The 18,669-nt window shown below is 70.0% G+C and carries 14 protein-coding genes; 8 read left to right on the top strand and 6 right to left on the bottom strand.

The annotated features are described in order from the left end of the window. Window positions 1–14 precede the first annotated feature (14 nt). The 4 genes from aceB (at window position 15) to MKP15_RS08965 (ending at window position 6,933) form a co-directional block, all read left to right on the top strand. A complete protein-coding gene (gene aceB / locus MKP15_RS08980; protein WP_240212478.1) occupies window positions 15–1,655 on the top strand; it encodes a malate synthase A in 1,641 nt (546 codons plus the stop codon). 54 nt (window positions 1,656–1,709) lie between these two features. Continuing rightward, window positions 1,710–3,041, top strand: coding sequence for an isocitrate lyase (aceA, locus tag MKP15_RS08975; protein WP_240212477.1), 1,332 nt, complete (start codon window positions 1,710–1,712; stop codon window positions 3,039–3,041). A 180-nt stretch (window positions 3,042–3,221) separates the two neighbouring features. After that, entirely contained in the window at window positions 3,222–4,268 is a 1,047-nt protein-coding gene (locus tag MKP15_RS08970) for a GGDEF domain-containing protein (RefSeq protein ID WP_161614504.1), read from the top strand. Between the two features lies 1 nt (window position 4,269). Further along, entirely contained in the window at window positions 4,270–6,933 is a 2,664-nt protein-coding gene (locus tag MKP15_RS08965; RefSeq protein ID WP_240212476.1) for a putative peptide modification system cyclase, read from the top strand. Here the strand turns inward: MKP15_RS08965 and MKP15_RS08960 are convergent. After that, window positions 6,873–7,229 (bottom strand): NHLP-related RiPP peptide, encoded by a 357-nt coding sequence (locus MKP15_RS08960; RefSeq protein WP_161614505.1) that lies wholly within the window; start codon window positions 7,227–7,229, stop codon window positions 6,873–6,875. The two genes, MKP15_RS08965 and MKP15_RS08960, sit on opposite strands and share 61 nt — an antisense overlap. A gap of 101 nt (window positions 7,230–7,330) precedes the next feature. Between MKP15_RS08960 and MKP15_RS08955 the strand changes: the two genes are divergently transcribed. Continuing rightward, entirely contained in the window at window positions 7,331–8,494 is a 1,164-nt protein-coding gene (locus MKP15_RS08955) for a putative peptide maturation dehydrogenase (protein ID WP_240212475.1), read from the top strand. 342 nt (window positions 8,495–8,836) lie between these two features. On the opposite strand, the gene MKP15_RS08950 is transcribed toward MKP15_RS08955, so the two are convergent. The 3 genes from MKP15_RS08950 to MKP15_RS08940 all read right to left on the bottom strand — a co-directional run bounded on the left by MKP15_RS08950 (window position 8,837) and on the right by MKP15_RS08940 (window position 14,097). Then, a complete protein-coding gene (locus MKP15_RS08950) occupies window positions 8,837–10,819 on the bottom strand; it encodes an acetyl/propionyl/methylcrotonyl-CoA carboxylase subunit alpha (RefSeq protein WP_240212474.1) in 1,983 nt (660 codons plus the stop codon). A 354-nt stretch (window positions 10,820–11,173) separates the two neighbouring features. Further along, window positions 11,174–12,784 (bottom strand): carboxyl transferase domain-containing protein, encoded by a 1,611-nt coding sequence (locus MKP15_RS08945; protein ID WP_240212473.1) that lies wholly within the window; start codon window positions 12,782–12,784, stop codon window positions 11,174–11,176. Between the two features lie 149 nt (window positions 12,785–12,933). Next, on the bottom strand, window positions 12,934–14,097 hold the full coding sequence (locus MKP15_RS08940) for an isovaleryl-CoA dehydrogenase (protein ID WP_240212472.1): 1,164 nt from the start codon (window positions 14,095–14,097) through the stop codon (window positions 12,934–12,936). Between the two features lie 142 nt (window positions 14,098–14,239). Here MKP15_RS08940 and MKP15_RS08935 point away from each other — a divergent pair, with 142 nt between their 5' ends. The 3 genes from MKP15_RS08935 to MKP15_RS08925 all read left to right on the top strand — a co-directional run bounded on the left by MKP15_RS08935 (window position 14,240) and on the right by MKP15_RS08925 (window position 17,299). Next, a complete protein-coding gene (locus MKP15_RS08935; RefSeq protein WP_240212471.1) occupies window positions 14,240–14,866 on the top strand; it encodes a TetR/AcrR family transcriptional regulator in 627 nt (208 codons plus the stop codon). Window positions 14,867–14,974: 108 nt separating this feature from the next. Further along, window positions 14,975–15,496, top strand: coding sequence for a c-type cytochrome (locus MKP15_RS08930; RefSeq protein ID WP_104939843.1), 522 nt, complete (start codon window positions 14,975–14,977; stop codon window positions 15,494–15,496). A gap of 75 nt (window positions 15,497–15,571) precedes the next feature. After that, window positions 15,572–17,299, top strand: coding sequence for an ExeM/NucH family extracellular endonuclease (locus tag MKP15_RS08925; protein ID WP_240212470.1), 1,728 nt, complete (start codon window positions 15,572–15,574; stop codon window positions 17,297–17,299). A 48-nt stretch (window positions 17,300–17,347) separates the two neighbouring features. On the opposite strand, the gene MKP15_RS08920 is transcribed toward MKP15_RS08925, so the two are convergent. Continuing rightward, window positions 17,348–17,719 carry a MerC family mercury resistance protein gene (locus MKP15_RS08920; RefSeq protein ID WP_240212469.1) on the bottom strand — a complete coding sequence of 124 codons (372 nt, stop codon included), beginning with the start codon at window positions 17,717–17,719 and terminating at the stop codon, window positions 17,348–17,350. Between the two features lie 79 nt (window positions 17,720–17,798). Beyond that, on the bottom strand, window positions 17,799–18,662 hold the full coding sequence (locus MKP15_RS08915) for an EamA family transporter (protein WP_240212468.1): 864 nt from the start codon (window positions 18,660–18,662) through the stop codon (window positions 17,799–17,801). Between the last annotated feature and the right edge of the window lie 7 nt (window positions 18,663–18,669).

Genomic DNA, 18,669 nt, shown 5'->3' with positions numbered 1-18,669 from the left:
CGCAGGGTTCCGCCATGTCCGCCGTCGCCACCTCTGTCCCGTCCACGCCCGCCCGCCCGACGCCGGGCATCACCGTGGCCGCCCGGCTCGCCGGCCAGGCGGAACTGCTGCCGGCCGGGGTGCTGGCGCTGCTGGTGTCGCTGCACCGGGCGGTGGAGCCCGAGCGCCAGGCGCGGCTGGCGGCGCGGCGCCAGCGCCAGGCGTTCTTCGACCAGGGCGGGCTGCCGGATTTCCGCGCCGACACCGCGCACCTCCGCCAGGGCGACTGGACGGTGGCGCCGATCCCGGCCGCGCTGCAGGACCGCCGCGTCGAGATCACCGGCCCGACCGACCCGAAGATGGTCATCAACGCGCTGAATTCCGGCGCGCGGGTGTTCATGGCCGATTTCGAGGATTCGACTTCGCCGACCTGGCGCAACCTGCTGGCCGGCCAGCAGGCGCTGATCGGCGCGGTGCGCGGCGACCTGGAGTACACCGCGCCGGCGGCGGCCGACGGTACGCCCGGCAAGCACTACACGCTGCGGCCGTTCGCCGAGCAGGCGGTCCTGATCGTGCGCCCGCGCGGCTGGCACCTGGACGAGAAGCACGTGCTGGTCGACGGCCAGCCGATCGCCGGCGGCCTGTTCGACGCGGCGCTGTTCGCCTTCCACAACGCCCGTGCGCTGATGCGCCGCGACCGCGGCCCGTACTTCTACCTGCCCAAGCTGCAGTCAATGGAGGAGGCGGCGCTGTGGGAAACCGCGCTGGCGCACATCGAGGGCATGCTCGGCCTGCCGCACGGGCAGATCAAGGTCACGGTGCTGATCGAGACGCTGCCGGCGGTGTTCGAGATGGACGAGATCCTGCACGCGCTGCGCGGGCGCATCGTCGGCCTGAACTGCGGCCGCTGGGACTACATCTTCTCCTACCTGAAGACCTTCCGCCGGCATGCCGACAAGGTGCTGCCCGAGCGCGGCCAGGTGACCATGACCCAGCCGTTCCTGAAGGCGTATTCGGAGCTGCTGATCCAGACCTGCCACCGCCGCGGCGCGCATGCGATGGGCGGCATGGCCGCGCAGATCCCGATCAACCACGACCCGGCCGCCAACGAGCAGGCCATGGCGCGGGTGCGCGCGGACAAGCTGCGCGAGGTCAGCGCCGGCCACGACGGCACCTGGGTGGCGCACCCGGCGTTGATCCCGGTGGCGCGCGCGATCTTCGACGAGCACATGCCCGGCCCCAACCAGCACCAGGTGCTGCGCCGCGACGTGCACGTCACCCGCGACCAGCTGGTGGCCCCCTGCGCCGGCACCATCACCCGCGCCGGGTTCGAGAACAGCGTGGAAGTGTGCGTGCGCTACATGGCCGCGTGGCTGGACGGCAACGGCTGCGTGCCGATCCACAACCTGATGGAGGACGCCGCCACCGCCGAGATCAGCCGCAGCCAGCTCTGGCAGTGGCTGCACGCCGGCAACCAGCACCTGGACGACGGCACCGCCATCGACGGCGCGCTGCTCGACGCCACCCTGCGCGCGCTGCCCGCGCGCCTGGGCGACACCGCCACGCTGCCCGGCGGCGGCCGCATCGCCCAGGCCATCGACCTGCTCGACACGCTCAGCCGCGCCGACGAGCTGGCCGAGTTCCTGACCCTGCCCGCTTACCGGCAGATCGACTGAGTCCCGCGCTGCCATTCCCCCTTCCCGCACGCCCGCCCCCCAAGGAGTTCCACCATGAGCACCTACACGCAACAGATCGACGCCCTGCAGCACGACTGGGACAGCAACCCGCGCTGGGCCGGCGTGCGCCGCCCGTACAGCGCCGCCGACGTGGTGCGCCTGCGCGGCACCGTGCAGCCCGAGCACACCCTGGCCCGGCGCGGCGCCGAACGGTTGTGGAAACTGCTCAACGGCGATGCCCGGAAGGGCTACGTCAACGCGTTCGGCGCGATCAGCGCCGGCCAGGCGATGCAGCAGGCCAAGGCCGGGCTGGAAGCGGTGTACCTGTCCGGCTGGCAGGTGGCCGCCGACGGCAACACCTCCGAGACCATGTACCCGGACCAGTCGCTGTACGCCTACGACTCGGTGCCGACCATGGTCCGCCGCATCAACAACACCTTCCAGCGCGCCGACGAGATCCAGTGGAAGAACATCGTCGACGGCAAGCTCAAGGCCGAGGACGCCATCGACTTCTTCCTGCCGATCGTGGCCGACGGCGAGGCCGGTTTCGGGGGCGTGCTCAACGCCTACGAACTGATGAAGAACATGATCGTGGCCGGTGCCGCGGGCGTGCACTTCGAGGACCAGCTGGCGGCGGTGAAGAAGTGCGGCCACATGGGCGGCAAGGTGCTGGTGCCCACCCAGGAGGCGATCCAGAAGTTGGTCGCCGCGCGCCTGGCGGCCGACGTGCTGGGGGTGCCGACGATCGTGCTGGCGCGGACCGACGCCGAGGCCGCCAACCTGCTGACCAGCGACTTCGACCCCAACGACGCGCCGTTCGTCACCGGCGAGCGCACCGCCGAGGGCTTCTACCGGGTGCGCAACGGGCTGGAGCAGTCGATCAGCCGCGGCGTGGCCTACGCGCCGTATGCCGACCTGGTGTGGTGCGAGACCGGCACCCCGGACCTGGGCTTCGCCCGCGAGTTCGCCCAGGCGGTGCATGCGGCCAGCCCCGGCAAGCTGCTGTCCTACAACTGCTCGCCGTCGTTCAACTGGAAGAAGAACCTGGACGACCGCACCATCGCCCGCTTCCAGGACGAACTGTCGGCACTGGGCTACAAGTACCAGTTCATCACCCTAGCCGGCATCCACATCAACTGGTTCAACACCTTCAAGTTCGCCCACGACTACGCCCGCGGCGAAGGCATGCGCCACTACGTGGAGCAGGTGCAGGAGCCGGAGTTCGCCGCCCGCGGGCAGGGCTACACCTTCGTGTCGCATCAGCAGGAAGTGGGCGCCGGCTACTTCGATGACGTGACCACGGTGATCCAGGGCGGCGCCTCCAGCGTCACCGCGCTCACCGGGTCCACCGAGGAGGCCCAGTTCCAGGCCGGCAAGGCCGCCTGAACGGCGTTTTCGATACGTTTTCAGCAGCCGGGGTATGGTGTTGGGGCGGCCGCGACGGCCGCCCTTGTTCTTGGCCGGCTGAATGGGGCTCAAGCCGGTTTCCGGCATCGTCCGCGCCGGGTGGCGGTGCTATCCTTCCGCGCTAGCCCCTGGGGACGGAGGGGCGGTGGGGCTGAGGGAATGACCAGCGACAATGCTGCAATCATGGCCGATGATCGCGAGCTGGGCGTCGCTCATATGGCGATGGCCGAAATCGTGCATCCGGTCCTGTCGCCCGACGAGTTCGCGCTGTTCTCGCGGTTCGGCCGGCAGCGCGAGGTCGCCGCCGGCGAGGTGCTGTTCCGCCGTGGCGATTCCGGCGATGCCATGTTCGTCATCGTCAGCGGCATCGTCGACCTCAACTTCGGCGAGGACCTGGTGGTCAAGTACCTGGGTCCGGGCGAGTTCTTCGGCGAGCTGGGCCTGCTGATCGGCGACCATCGCCGCGGTGCCGATGCCCGCGCCGCGACGGAACTGTCCCTGCTCGAACTCGGGCACCCCGATTTCCAGAAACTGGTGGACCACGACCCCGGCCGCGTCGCGTTCTTCCTGCGCCGCACGATCATGCGTGTGGTCTCCAACGAACAGATGCTGATCCGGCAGCTGCGCCGCCGCAACCACGACCTGGAAGCGGCGCTGGACAACCTCTACACCACCACGCACCAGCTCAACCACACCGAGGAACTGGTGCGGACCGACGAGCTGACCGGCCTGCACAACCGCCGCGGGCTGACCCTTTACCTGCAGGAATGCCGGCAGCCGTCGCGGACCCCGCCGCAGGGGCTGCTGCTGATCGACTGCGACCGCTTCAAGTGCATCAACGACGAGCACGGCCACCTGGTCGGCGACCGCGTGCTGCAGGCGGTCGCCAACATCCTGCGCTCGGTGGTGCAGCCCGGCGGCCTGGCCTGCCGCCTGGGCGGCGACGAGTTCTGCCTGCTGGTGCATGAGGCCGATGCCGCGGCGCTCGAGCACGTGGCCGGCTTCATCCTGCACGCCGTGCATGGCCTGCTGGAGCGTTCGCAGCCGGTGCCGCGGGTCTGCCCGGTGAGCATCGGCGCCTGCCTGCTCGACCCGGCGCGCGACTGGAACGACTGGTACGCCCATGCCGACAGCGCCCTGTACGAGGCCAAGCGGCGTGGCGGCAACCGGCTGCAATGGCCGGTGGACTGGCTGGGAGCCGGCTGACATGCAGCAGGCGCCCGCCACCCCCGACATGGATCCCGCGGCGGAAGCGCCGGCCCCCCGCGTGCACACGCTGCTGCTGACCGACCTGTGCGATTCGGTGGCACTGGTGGAGCGGCTCGGCGACACCGCGGCCGCGGAACTGTTCCAGGAGCACGACCGGCTGGTGCTGCGCCTGCAGCAGCAGTGGAAGGGGCGCATGATCGACCGCTCCGACGGCCTGCTGCTGTTGTTCGAGCGCCCGGTCAACGGCCTCGGCTTCGCCCTGGATTACCGGCAGGGCCTGGAGCAGCTGGGCAAATTGCGCGGCATCGACCTGCAGGCGCGCACCGGCATGCACGTCGGCGAGGTGCTGACCTGGCACAACAGTGTCGAGGCGGTGCAGGCCGGCGCCAAGCCGCTGGAGGTCGAGGGGCTGGCCAAGCCCCTGGCGGCGCGCCTGATGGCGCTGGCGCGGCCCGGGCAGATCCTGCTCTCGGCGGTGGCCGAATCGCTGGCGCACCGCTCCGCGCGCGAACTGGGCGCGCGCAGCGGGCACCTGCTGTGGAAGTCGCATGGCCGCTGGCATTTCAAGGGCGTGCCGACCACCCAGGAAGTGTTCGAGGTCGGCGAACCGGGGTTCGCCCCGCTGCGCACGCCGCGCAGCACGCCCAAGGCGTGGCGCGACCTACCGTTCTGGCGGCGCCCGATGGCGCTGGTGGCGGAGGCGGCGCTGCTGGCGGCGCTGTGCGTGGGCGCCTGGTTCTTCATGCGCCCGGAGCCGGCCATCGCTTTCGCCGAACGCGACTGGGTGGTGATGGGCGATCTGCGCAACCTGACCGGCAATGCCCTGCTGGATGATTCGGTGATGCAGGCCCTGCGTGTCAGCCTGGAGCAGTCGCGGCACGTCAACGTGCTCAGCGACATGAAGACGCGCGACACCCTGTCCCGCATGCGCCGCGATCCCGTGGCTTCGCGACTGGACCGTACGCTGGCTTCCGAAGTGGCGCTGCGTGACGGCGCACGTCTGGTCATACTGCCGGCGGTCTCCGAGGTTGGGGGCAAGCTGCGCCTGAGCATGGAGATCGTCGACCCGCATACGCAGGCCACGATCCGTTCGGATTTCGTCGATGGCCGCGGCCTGGATTCGCTGCTGGCCTCGGTCGATGCCATCGCCTCGCGGTTGCGCGGGCATCTGGGTGAAACCCGGGCATCGGTCAAGGCTGCGTCACAGCCATTGCCATCGGTGACGACGTCAAACCTTCATGCCTTGCGCGCATATGCGCTCGGATTGCAGGCCACGCGTGAGGGAAAGTGGCAGCAGGCGATGCAGATGTATAACGAGGCCACCACGCTGGATCCCGAGTTCGCGCTTGGCTACCTTGGCGCGGCGCGGGTCATGGTGGCGCGTTCGCAGCGGCCGTCTGCGATGCCTTTCCTCGACCGCGCACTGGCCCTGCGGCACCGCCTGCCCGATCGGGAGCGCCTCTACCTGGATGCCTGGGAGGCCGAGTTGCGGGCGCCGGTGCAGGCGTTGGAAAAATGGCAACTGATGGCCGGTCTCTATCCCGACGACTTCGCCGGCCAGGCGAACTCCGCGTGGCACCTTTTCACCGTCAATCGCATGGACGAGGCTTTGCCATATGCACAGGCGGCCGATGTACCGCAGGATCCGTTGCGACCGCTGGCGGCCGACTTCCTGGCGCGCGTCCTGCTCGCCAAGGGAGCGGCGGAACCTGCGTTGAAGCGCTTGCGGGAAATCGGGAACGAGACTCAGGCGGGCCAGGGCCGGCGTATCGCCAATGTGCTGGCGGTGCTTGAACGACCCGTCGAAGCCATGGCCGCACTGGAGGCCATCAGGCCCAGCGGCTATGCGGCTACCGATCTGGTGCCCATGATCGACCGGGTGTCGTTGGCGCTTGACCAGGGAAGGTGGGAGCAGGCCCGGGCAGCAGTGGAAAACGCCGTTGAGACGAGCGGCCAGCAGGATGCGTTCATGAACCTGCAGTTCCGCTTCATCTCAAGCGTGGTGGCGCAGACGGCCGGTGTGTCCTTGCCGAGATCGCGCCGTTTGGCGACCGCCCAGGCGCTGGTGAGCGCGATCGCCGACCCCGCCTGGGATCCTTCCAACCGCGCGGATCTCACGTCGATGTTGCTGGCCAACGCCTGGCTGGCGCAGCGTGAGGGGGACACCAGCCTGGCGGCCAATGCGCTGAGACAGGTCGATGCATTGCCTGACAAGGAGAGGCTGGGCACAACCACCGCGGCAATGCAACGGATCGTGCAAGCCGGGCAGCTGGCTGCGAACGGGCGTCACGACGAGGCCAGCAGGCTGTTGTCGCCCCGTGCCGACGACCTGTACCAGTCGCGGGTCGCCCTGTATCGCGTACTGGCCGCCGCGGGCCGCCATGCCGAAGCTGAAACACAGGCACGCTGGCTGCTGAAGCAACGTGGGCTTGCCTACATCGAAGCCAATGCATCCCAGGCACTGCAGCCCCTCAACGTAGCCGACTCGCGCCTCGCGCGGCTGTGGCTTGCCGAATCGCTGGCGGCACAGGGGAAACACAGCCAGGCCACTGCCGAAATGCAGGCGTTCCTGCGGCAGTGGCCTGCCTCGGTGCTGTCTCCTCAGTTGCTGTCCAGGGCCGAGGCGATCCTCTCGGCCTCGAAGCAGAAGACCACCGCGTGATTACCCGCCCGCGTGAGGTGGGCCTGCAGCTCGCTGCGGGCGGCGGCGATCTCTTCCTTGCTGGCCAGCCGGGTGGTGGTCATGCAATAGAACGGATCGCCCGCGGCAGGCGTCATGGGCGCCAGCGCCTGCGCCGCATCCACGCCAAGATCGGCCAGTGCCTGGATGGGGTTTTCGTGGAAAAGCGCACGGAATGCATCATCGCTGGACAGCTTTTCCAGCAGCGTGTCCGCCATCACCGCATCCAGGCCGGGATGGCCAGCCGCAGCGTCGTCATTGTTGGAGCCGTTGCTCATTGTTCCCCCTGTCCGGTTGGGGGGCGCCAGGGGCGCTTGACCGGCTTCTTGAAGTTGTATGGATATGCAGCGCCCCCCTGCGCGGCATGAGGATCATACCCATGAACGTGCGTCGCTGTGCATGCGTTTTTTTTGAATCGCGGGAGACTGCGAGTTTTGATCTGGCCGGGCTGCTCGCTGGCGGTGTGGGGGTCGCGCGTACCCGTCGCTGGCTCGCACTGGCGCCGCACCTCGAGCAGGAAATCGAGGTGTCGGAGGCAGAGATGGCATGGCTGGGGCGTTTCAGTCCGCAGCTGTGGAGCGTGGCCGATGCCATGCCAGAGGACATCCTGTCGCGCCTGCTGGAAACAGGACTGCTGATTTCCGATGAGCCCCGCTTTGCATCGCAGTGCGCGGCCGATGAACGCCACCGCGCATTGAACTGGTGGCCACTGGCCGCGGTCGTGCACAAGGCCAGTTGCTGGAGCGGCGTGGACAGCGTGGCCTCGATGCAGCGGCTGGGCATGGATACGGTCGCCGGCCTGCTACGTACCTGCGGCACACCGCCGCCGGCTGTGGTCGAACGGGAGGGCTGCGGCCCGGACATCCCGCTGCAGCGTGTCCCCGCCGACAGCCTGGACAGGCTGCTCGAAAGACGCACCACGTGCCGCAACTTCGATAGCGGGCGGGAACTGGAGCAGGCCATGTTCGCGCGGATGCTGGACCGCGTCTTCGCCGCGCAGGGCAGCGTGGTCGCGGGCGAAGGCATCGAGTTCCTGAAGAAACATACTCCCTCAGGTGGAGGGTTGCATGCCACCGAGGCCTACCTCCTGGTGCAACGGGTGCAGGGCGTGCCGCCAGGCCTGTACCACTACCGCCCACACGTGCATGCCCTGCGTCCGTTGCCCGCCCCGGCCATGCCGCTGGATGAGCTGGCGCGCAGGGCACTGGCGGGGCAGTGGTGGTTTGCCCAGGCGCCGGTGCTGGTGATCTATGCGCCTCGCGTGGCGCGCAGCTATTGGAAGTACCGCGACCACCCCAAGGCTTACCGCGCGTTACTGATGGACGTTGGCCACCTTTCGCAGACGCTGTGCCTGAGCGCCACCGACCTGGGCCTGGGAGCGTTTGTGACCGCGGCGATCAACGAAGGCGAGCTGGAGCGTGCCTTCGGCCTGGCGCCCTTGTGTGACGGACCGGTCGCAGTGGGTGGATTCGGCTGGCGCGCCGCGCTACAGGAAGTCGCCGAGTTCGATCCCGGAGGCAGGGTCTGGGAACGAGCCGAATGAATCGTGGCCGCCGCCGCGGCACTGGCGCGCATCGACGCGGATTCTTGACGACGACTCCTCTTCGATCCGCCGGTCAGGCCTGTTGGTCGCCAGCGGACCTGCGCCGGGAGTTGCCTGGCTGAAGGCGGTCAAACCGGATCCGGCCAGGCGTGCGCCCGGGGATGGTGCATGGCGCGCCCATCGCCCCGCGAGTCGCATGGTGGGGCGATGGCCAGCGATCACATGGGATGGATGCGGTCCTGCTGGCAGTGAGGGCAAGTCGCACCGCCGCACCGATCATGCCCCGGTTATCCCGATTCTGATGATGGTTGCAACCTGATCGCCTCCGGGACAATGTGCGGATCAGCTTTCCGGGCCCGCCTCGAAATCCACCAGCACCGCGCCGTCGCCCACCTGGTCGCCGCCGCGCACGCGGTAGCCGTTGACCACGCCGTCGGCCGGCGCCTGCAGGGTGTGTTCCATCTTCATCGCTTCCATCACCAGCAGCGCGGTGCCACGGGTGACCCTGCTGCCCGGCTCAACCAGCAGCGCGATGACCCTGCCGGGCATCGGCGCCAGCAGGCTGCCACCGTGGTCGTTGCCGGCGTCGGCCTCGGCGACCGGATCGTGCACGGTGAAGCGGCGCTGGCCGCCTTCGCCGAAGAGGTAGAGCGCATTGCCGTCGTGCAGGACGTCGCCGCGGTACAGGCGGCCGCCGGCCTGCAGGGCGTAGCTCACTCCGTCCGCCTTGCCGTCGACCCGCAGCGGATCGCCGTCGCCGCCGTGGACCTGCCAGCCGTCCGCGTCGCGGCGCACCCGCAGCGTGCGTTGCTGCTGCAGGTATTCCAGCGTGACCGCGCGCGCGGCCGGGCCGGTCAGGCGCCAGCCGTCGGCGATGGACCAGGCAGACGCATCGGCCGGCGTTGCGGCGCCTGACCCGCTGGCGAGTACCGCGGCCACGGCCCAGTCGGCGTCGCTCGCGGCGTGCTGGGTGATGTCCAGCGCGTCGCGTTCGCGCTCGATCAACGCGGTGTCGAGATCGGCATGGCGGAAGGAGGCGGTTGCCACCAGCCGGTGCAGGAACGCGGCATTGGTGGTGACGCCGGCCACCTGGCAGCGCGCCAGTGCGCGCCGCATGCGCAGCAAGGCCCGGTCGCGGTCCTCGTCCCAGACGATCAGCTTGGCGATCATCGGGTCGTAGTAGGGGGTAATGGCATCGCCCGGTTCGACCCCGGCGTCCACCCGCACGTGGGCATCGGGCGGCGGCAGGCGCAGGTGGCGCAGGGTGCCGGTGGAGGGCAGGAACCCACGGTCGGCATCCTCGGCGTACAGCCGCGCCTCGATGGCGTGGCCGCGGATGGCCAGCTGCGCCTGGGTCTTCGGCAGCGGCTGCCCGGCGGCCACGCGCAGTTGCCACTCCACCAGGTCGGTGCCGGTGATCATCTCGGTCACAGGGTGCTCGACCTGCAGGCGGGTGTTCATTTCCATGAACCAGAACTCGCCGGTGGGTGCGGCGATGAACTCCACCGTGCCCGCGCCGACGTAGCCGACCGCGCGCGCGGCGTCGGTGGCGGCCTTGCCCATCGCCGCGCGGCGCTCGGGCGTCATGCCCGGTGCCGGGGCTTCTTCCAGCACCTTCTGGTGGCGGCGCTGCACCGAGCAGTCGCGCTCGAACAGGTGTACGACGTTGCCATGGCTGTCGCCGAACACCTGGATCTCGATGTGCCGCGGCCGTTCGATGTACTTCTCCACCAGCACGTGCGCGTTGCCGAACGCGGACTGCGCCTCGCGCTGGCAGCTGGCCAGGGCGGCGTCGAAATCCGCGCTGGCCTCGACCTTGCGCATGCCCTTGCCGCCGCCACCGGCGCTGGCCTTGATCAGCACCGGGTAGCCGATGGCGTCGGCCTGCGCGCGCAGGAACGCCGGTTCCTGGCGGTCGCCGTGGTAGCCGGGCGTCAGCGGCACGCCGGCCTGCTGCATCAGCGCCTTGGCCGCGCTCTTGTCGCCCATCGCATCGATGGCGCTGGCTGGCGGGCCGATGAAGACGATGCCGGCCTCGGCGCAGGCGCGGGCGAAACCGGCGTTCTCGGACAGGAAGCCGTACCCGGGATGGATCGCCTGCGCGCCGCTGCGGCGCGCGGCGTCGAGGATGGCGTCGCCGCGCAGGTAGCTTTCCGCCGCCGGCGCCGGGCCGATGCGCACGGCTTCATCCGCCAGCCGCACATGCCGCGCGTCGCGGTCCGCGTCCGAATACACCGCCACGGTGGCGATGCCCAGGCGGCGGCAGGTGGCGATGACGCGGCAGGCGATTTCGCCGCGGTTGGCGATCAGGATCTTGTCGAACATGGCGTATTCCATGACGTGCTGCGCGGTGGCAGCTTGAAGTATTGAAGAGCTTTCACTCCCCTGCCGGGGAGCGAGCTACTTTTCTTTGCTCGTGCAAAGAAAAGGTAGCCAAAAGAAAGCACGCCCTGCCTCCGCGCCCAACGCGCTGCGCGCGCCGGGTCCACTTCGCCGCCGGGATTTTTCGACACGACATCCGTGTCGTGTCGAAAAACGACGTGCATCCATGCACGTCGCCCTCCGGGTCCTCTCCGTCGGCTGCGTCGCTGCGGAAGGGAACCCGGGAAAGCGAAGGCAGCCGCAAGAGCCAGAGCACAAGCGTAGGCGTCCGGCTCGATGCGTGTCATGCCGACGGCCTCACATCCGGAACACGCCGAAGCGCGTGTCCTGCGCCGGCGCGTTGAGGCTGGCGGCCAGCGCCAGGCCGAGGATGCGGCGGGTGTCGGCCGGGTCGATCACCCCGTCGTCCCACAACCGCGCGCTGGCATAGTACGGGTGGCCCTGGCGTTCGAACTGCTCGCGGATCGGCGCCTTGAACGCCTCCTCCTCGTCGGCCGGCCACTGCCCGCCCTTGCCCTCGATACCGTCGCGCTTGACCGTGGCCAGCACGCTGGCGGCCTGTTCGCCGCCCATCACCCCGATGCGCGCGTTCGGCCACATCCACAGGAAGTGCGGCGAATAGGCGCGGCCGCACATGCCGTAGTTGCCGGCGCCGAACGAGCCGCCGATCACCACCGTGTACTTGGGCACGCGCGCGTTGGCCACCGCCATCACCAGCTTGGCGCCGTCCTTGGCGATGCCGCCGTGTTCGTATTTGCGGCCGACCATGAAGCCGGTGATGTTCTGCAGGAACAGCAGCGGGATCCCGCGCTGGCAACACAGCTCGATGAAGTGCGCGCCCTTGAGCGCCGATTCGGAGAACAGGATGCCGTTGTTGGCGATCACGCCGACCGGGTGCCCATGCACGTGGGCGAAGCCGGTGACCAGGGTGTTGCCGTAGCGCGGCTTGAACTCGTCGAAGCGCGAGCCGTCGACGATGCGCATGATCACCTCGCGCACGTCATAGGGCTTGCGGGTGTCGCTGGGGATCACGCCATACAGTTCGCGCGCATCGAACAGCGGCGCGTCGGCGGGCTGCAGCGCGACGCGCGGCTCGGGCCTGCGCCAGTTGAGGCTGGCGATGATGGCACGCACCCGCGCCAGCGCCTGCAGGTCGTTGTCGGCCATGTGGTCGGCGACGCCGGAAATGCGCGTGTGCACGTCGGCCCCGCCCAGTTCCTCGGCGCTGACCACTTCGCCGGTCGCCGCCTTCACCAGCGGCGGGCCGCCGAGGAAGATGGTGCCCTGTTCCTTGACGATCACCGTCTCGTCGCTCATCGCCGGCACATAGGCACCGCCCGCGGTGCAGCTGCCCATCACGCAGGCGATCTGCGGAATGCCCTGCGCCGACAGGTTGGCCTGGTTGTAGAAGATGCGCCCGAAGTGGTCGCGGTCGGGGAACACCTCGTCCTGCAGCGGCAGGAACGCGCCCCCGGAATCGACCAGGTAGATGCAGGGCAGGTGGTTCTGCTGCGCGATCTCCTGCGCGCGCAGGTGCTTCTTGACCGTCACCGGGTAGTAGGTGCCGCCCTTGACCGTGGCGTCGTTGGCGACGACCAGGCATTCCACGCCCTCGATACGGCCGATGCCGGCGACCATGCCGGCGCCCGGCACCGGGTCGTCGTACATGCCGTGCGCGGCCAGCGGCGCGATCTCGAGGAACGCGCTGCCGGGATCGAGCAGCGCGTCGATGCGCTCGCGCACCAGCAGCTTGCCGCGCGCGGTGTGCTTGGCCCGGGCCGCATCGCTGCCACCACGCGCGGTGCGTTGCAGGGTGGCGCGCAGGTCGTCGACCAGCGCCTGCATCGCCGCGCGGTTGGCTTCGAATGTCTCGCTGCCGGGCTGCAGCTGGGTTTTCAGTACGCTCATGGCAGTGGTTCCTGCGGTGGCCTGGGTGCCGTCGGTGGGGGCGTCCGAAGGGCGGGTGCGGGGCGCGCCGGGATCATGATGCGCGAACCCCGTCGATGCCGTTCACCCGCCAGCCCCCGGGGAGAGGTCCGGCGGTCGCCGGGCCTGGATCACGCGGTGCGCTGGAACAGCTCGCGCCCGATCAGCATGCGGCGGATTTCCGAAGTGCCGGCACCGATCTCGTACAGCTTGGCGTCGCGCCACAGGCGCCCGGCCGGGTACTCGTTGATGTAGCCGTTGCCGCCGAGGATCTGGATCGCCTCGCCGGCGGCCCAGGTGGCCTTCTCGGCCGAGTACAGGATCGCGCCGGCAGCGTCCTGGCGGGTGGTGCGGCCCTGGTCGCAGGCCCTGGCCACCGCATACACGTATGCGCGGCACGCGTTGAGGCCCACGTACATGTCCGCCAGCTTGGCCTGGATCAGCTGGAAAGTACCGATCGCCTCGCCGAACTGCCGGCGCTCGTGCACGTACGGCAGCACCACGTCCAGCGCCGCGGCCATCAGCCCGAGCGGGCCGCCGGACAGCACCACGCGTTCGTAGTCCAGGCCGGACATCAGCACCTTGACCCCGCCGCCGACCTCGCCGAGCACGTTCTCCACCGGCACTTCGCAGTCCTGGAACACCAGCTCGCAGGTGTTGGACGCGCGCATGCCCAGCTTGTCCAGCTTCTGCGCGGTGGAGAATCCCTTCATGCCCTTCTCGACGATGAAGGCGGTGATGCCGCGCGACCCGGCCTCCGGGTCGGTCTTGGCGTAGACCACCAGCACGTCGGCATCCGGGCCGTTGGTGATCCACATCTTGTTGCCGTTGAGCACGTAGTGGTCGCCGCGCAGGTCGGCGCGCAGTTTCATCGACACCACGTCCGACCCCGCGCCCGGTTCGCTCATCGCCAGCGCGCCGACGTGCTCGCCGCTGCACAGCTTGGGCAGGTACTTGTGCTTCTGCGCCTCGCTGGCGTTCTTGCGCAGCTGGTTCAGGCACAGGTTGGAGTGCGCGCCGTAGGACAGGCCGATGCCGCCGGAGGCGCGCGAGATCTCCTCCATCGCCACCACGTGGGCGAGATATCCCATGCCGCTGCCGCCGTATTCTTCCTCCACGGTCATGCCGAGCAGGCCCTGCTCGCCCAGCTGGCGCCAGAGCGCATCGGGAAACTGGTTGCCGGCGTCGGCAGCGGCCGCCAGCGGCGCGATGTGCGCGGCGGCGAACTGGGCCACGCTCGCGCGCAGCATGTCGATCTCTTCGCCGAGATCGAAGGAAAGGGTGGGGACGTGCATGGGGGCGGCTCCGGTACGGCAGGACGGGTGGGCGCTCCGGGAGGGGGACGGGCGGACCGTCGGCACGGGCGTTTACGCGCAGCCTAGCCGGTCTCCATGAAAAAGTGAATACAAATTCAATAATTGAACCTAGAATCAGCCCATGGCCTACAAACGTTCGGAACTGATGGAAAAGCGCCTCGCCGGCAACCGCGAGGCGATCCTGGCCGCGGCCCGCCGGCTGGTCGCCGCCGGCGGCTACCGCAATGCGCCGGTCACCGCGGTGGCGGCCGAGGCCGGGGTATCCACCGGCCTGATCTATCGCCATTTCCCGTCCAAGGCCGACCTGTTCGTGGAAGTGCTCACCGCCGCGGTCGAGCATGAGCTGGACATCCTCTCGGCCATCGCCGACCAGCCGCAGCCGGCGGCGCTGCGCCTGCAGCAGGCGGTGGCCTCCTTCGTGCGCCGTGCACTGGCCGGGCCGGCGCTGGCCTATGCCTTCATCGCCGAACCGGTGGACCCGGAGGTCGAGGCCGAGCGCATCCGCTGTCGCCGCCTGTTCGGCGACGTGTTCAAACGCATCCTCGGCGACGGCGTGCGCAGCGGCGAGTTCCCGCCGCAGGACCTGGACGTGGGCGCGGCCTGCATCGTCGGTGCGTTCACCGAGGCACTGGTCGGCCCGACCGCGCCCAGCCGCGACGGACTGCGCGGTGGCGAGCCGCTGGTCGAGGCGATCGGGGCCCTGTGCCTGCGCGCGGCCGGTGCCGGCATCGGCGCGCAGCGCGCCTGATCGCGGCCGGCCCGTGGCCACCGGTGCCCGTTGCCGGTGGGTGGGGGCGCTGGTCTATACTCCGCCGGTAGCTGTGGTCCACCGACTACTTGCCAGGGGTGTTGATACGTGCGGAATTACGACCTGCAGTTCCTGAAGCGCTTCTCCATCGTGATCGCCATCTTGGCTGTCGTCACGGTCGGGTTGATCATCTTCGCGTCGTTCCTGCAGCGCGCGATTCCCACCGAAGCATCCCCGCAGGCGGTCGCGCGCGTCGAGCAGCGCATCGCCCCGGCCGGCGCGGTCTACGCGGGCAGCACCGGCGCCGCGGCGCAGGCCGCGGCGGCCGAAGCCGCGGCAGCGCAGGCCGCGGCCGCGGGCGGCGCCTACGGCGGCACGCTCGATGGCAAGGTGATCTTCGACAAGCTGTGCACCGCCTGCCACCTGACCGGCGTGGGCATGGCGCCGACCCTGGACCATGCGCACTGGGACAAGCGCATCGCCCAAGGCAAGGAGACGCTCTACAAGCACGCCATCGAGGGCTATACCGGCCCCGACGGCGGGGTGATGCCGCCCAAGGGTGGCAACGCCGGCCTGAGCGACGAGCAGATCCACGCCACCGTCGACTGGATGCTGGCAAACCTGAAATAAAACGTGCCCATCATGGACACGCGGCGCCGCCCTCCCGGGCGGCGCTTTGCTTTCCGCCGTTCTGGAGTCCGCCCCATGCGCCATCTTCCCCCGCTGCTCGCCCTCTCGCTGTCCCTGGCCCTTGTGCCGCAGGCGCTCGCCCGGGGGCCGGCGGTCACCGCCATCGGCCAAGTGCAGGGCAGTGGCCCGCGCAGCCCGCTGGAAGGGCGCCAGGTCACCATCGAGGGGTTCGTCACTGCCGACCTGCGCGCCGGGCTCGGCGGCGTCTTCCTGCAGGATGCCGGCGATGGCGATCCGGCCACGTCCGATGCGCTGTTCGTGCAGCTGGACCCGGCGCGCGTGCTGCCCGCGGGGCAGTGGCTGCGTGTCACCGGCACGGTGCAGGAGCTGGCGGCCGGCAAGGGCGGCCAGACCCTGACCGCGCTGCAGGCCGAGACGCTGGCCGCGGCCCGTGCCCGCCCCGCGCCCGCGGTCACCGTGCTGGACGCCGTGCCCGCCAGCTGGGAAGCGCTGGAAGGGATGAAGGTGCGCATCACCGCACCGCTGACCCTGGCCGGGCAGGACCAGCTGGCGCGTCACGGCGAGCTGGCCGTGGCCTTCGACGGGCGGCTGTGGCAGCCGACCGAGTTGGCCGCCGCCGGCACCGCGGAGAACGCGGCGCTGGTAGCCGACAACGCGCGCCGCCGGCTGCGCCTGGACGACGGCAGCAGCCAGCGCGATCCGGGCCGCGTGTTCTACCTGCCCGAGGCCGCGCAGCTGCGCACCGGCATGGTGTTCCGCGGCGTCGAGGGCGTGGTCGACCAGCGCCATGACGGCGACTACCGCCTGCAGCTGACCGCCGCGCTGCCGGTGCCGGCGATCGAGCGGCCGCAGCCGCCGGTGGTGGCCGGCGCACTGCGCATCGCCGCATTCAACCTGGAGAACTACTTCAACGGCGATGGCCACGGCGGCGGCTTCCCGACCCTGCGCGGCGCCAAGACGTTCGCGCAGTTCCAGGCGCAGCAGGCCAAGCTGGTCGCCACCATCCGCGGCCTCGACGCGGACGTGGCCGCGCTGATGGAACTGGAGAACGACGGCTACGGCCCGGACTCGGCGATCGCCGGGCTGGTGCGCGCACTCAACGAGGGGCAGGGCAAGGACCGCCACTGGGCGTTCGTCGACGCCGGCAAGGGGCCGGGCGACAACCCGATCCGCGTGGGCATCATCTACCGCGCCGCGCGGGTGGCGCCGGTGGGCAAGCCGGCGGTGCTGGAGCGCGAGCCGTTCGGCGAGCGCAGCCGGGTACCGCTGGCGCAGGCGTTCCGCATGGGCCGCAAGGGCCGGCCGTTCGTGGTCGTGGCCAACCATTTCAAATCCAAGGGCTGCAGCGAGGCCAGTGGCGCCGACGCCGACCAGAACGACGGCCAGGGCTGCTGGACCGCCACCCGGGTGGAATCGGCGCGCCTGCTGCACCAGTGGCTGCAGCGCGACCCGACCGGCAGTGGCAGCGTCGATGCGGTGTTGCTGGGTGACTTCAACGCCTATGCGATGGAAGCACCGATCCGCCAGCTGCAGGCCGATGGCTGGCGCGACGCGTTCAAGGTGGCCGGCGTGCCCCAGCCCTACAGCTACGTCTACAACGGCTTGACCGGGCGCCTGGACCACGCGCTGCTCAACCCGGGCATGGCGGCGCGGTTGAAGGGCGCGGCCGAATGGCACATCAACGCCGATGAAGCCGACGACGCCGGCTACCAGGGGCGCAACGTACCCGGCCCGTGGCGCAGCTCGGACCACGACCCGCTGCTGCTGGGCTTCGATCCCTGAGCCCGGGCGAAGCGGGCGCCGGTGTCATGTGCCTGGGGCCGGTGCCCCTCAGTGCGCGTGCCGCCGCGCCGCGTTCCACAGGTGGGCGCTGGCCAGTGCCAGGCTGCCGGCGACGGTAAGCGGCGTTTCGGCCCGCCCGCCCAGCCCGCCGCACGCCCCGGCCAGCAGCAGTGCCAGCCCGGTGCCCGCCAGCAGCCACAGCGCGGCCGGCAGCGGGCGGTGGCGATGCGCGCGCCACAGCGCGTAGCTGGTCAGCGGCGCGGCGATCAGCACGAACAGCCCATGCACCGATTCGGCCTCGCTCCAGGTGCCGAGCAGCGGCAGCAGCGCGGCCAGCAGCGGCAGCGCCAGGCAGTGCAGCAGGCACAGGCCGGACAGGGCGAGGGCGGAGACATCGAACAGGGCGGCGGCATGCTTCATCGGATCGGCTCCATTTGTTACAAAGTAACATAAAAAGGGGGGTGGGTAATCCCCTGGACAAGGAGGCCGTTCTGCAGGCTCAGCCCTGCGCGCCGCGCGCGATCAGCGCGATCGCCACCACCGCCAGGCCCAGGCCCAGGCGGTTCCAGGTGCTGGTCTTCTCGCCGAAGGCCAGTACGCCGATCAGCGCGCCCAGGCACACCACGCCGATGTTCATGCCGGCGAAGATGGTGGCCGGGCTGTGCGGCAACGCCTGGTGCGCGCGCACGTAGAACAGGATGTTGCCGAAGTTGATCGCGCCCAGCAGCAGGCCGAAGCCGAGGTTGCGCGCCTGCAGCCGCTGGCGGCCGCGGTAGTGGCGCAGCAGCTGCCAGCCCAGCATCAGCACGAAGGCGATGGCGAAGCTGGCCAGCAGCGCCGCGGTGGCCGGGGTGCCGGCCAGTGCCACCTGCTTGAGCAGGATGTCGATCAGCGCGAAGCCGGCCCATACCGCCAGCAGCCAGTGCCAGCTCGACGCCGTGCCGGCGCCGTGCTCGCCGCTGCGCGCACTCACGCCGACGATGGCCAACAGGCCCAGCCCCAGCCCGGCCAGTTTCCAGCCATTGGCGTGTTCGCCGAACAGCACGAACGCCGCGCCCAGCGACAGCAGCAGCGACAGCCGCTGCGCCACGTCGCTGCGCACGATGCCGGCTTCGCGCACGGCGCGCGCCAGCACCAGGAAGATGCCCGGCAGCGCCAGCGCCAGGCCCAGCAGCGCCGGCCACGGCGCATGGCCGTCGCGCAGCGACTGCAGCGATGGCCTGAGCAGCAGCAGCGACAGCACGCTGGCCGCCAGGTAGTTCCAGGTCACGGCCTGGGCGATGTCGATGCCGCGCCGCGGCGCCAGCTTCAGCAGGACCGAGACCAGCACGCTGCAGATCACGCTCAGGATCAGGAAGTGCATTGCCGTC

Source organism: Stenotrophomonas sp. Y6 (assembly GCF_022436665.1).
Lineage (GTDB): Bacteria > Pseudomonadota > Gammaproteobacteria > Xanthomonadales > Xanthomonadaceae > Stenotrophomonas > Stenotrophomonas acidaminiphila_A.
The sequence above is the reverse complement of the archived record's forward strand: the minus strand, read 5'-3'. Positions and strand labels throughout refer to the sequence as shown.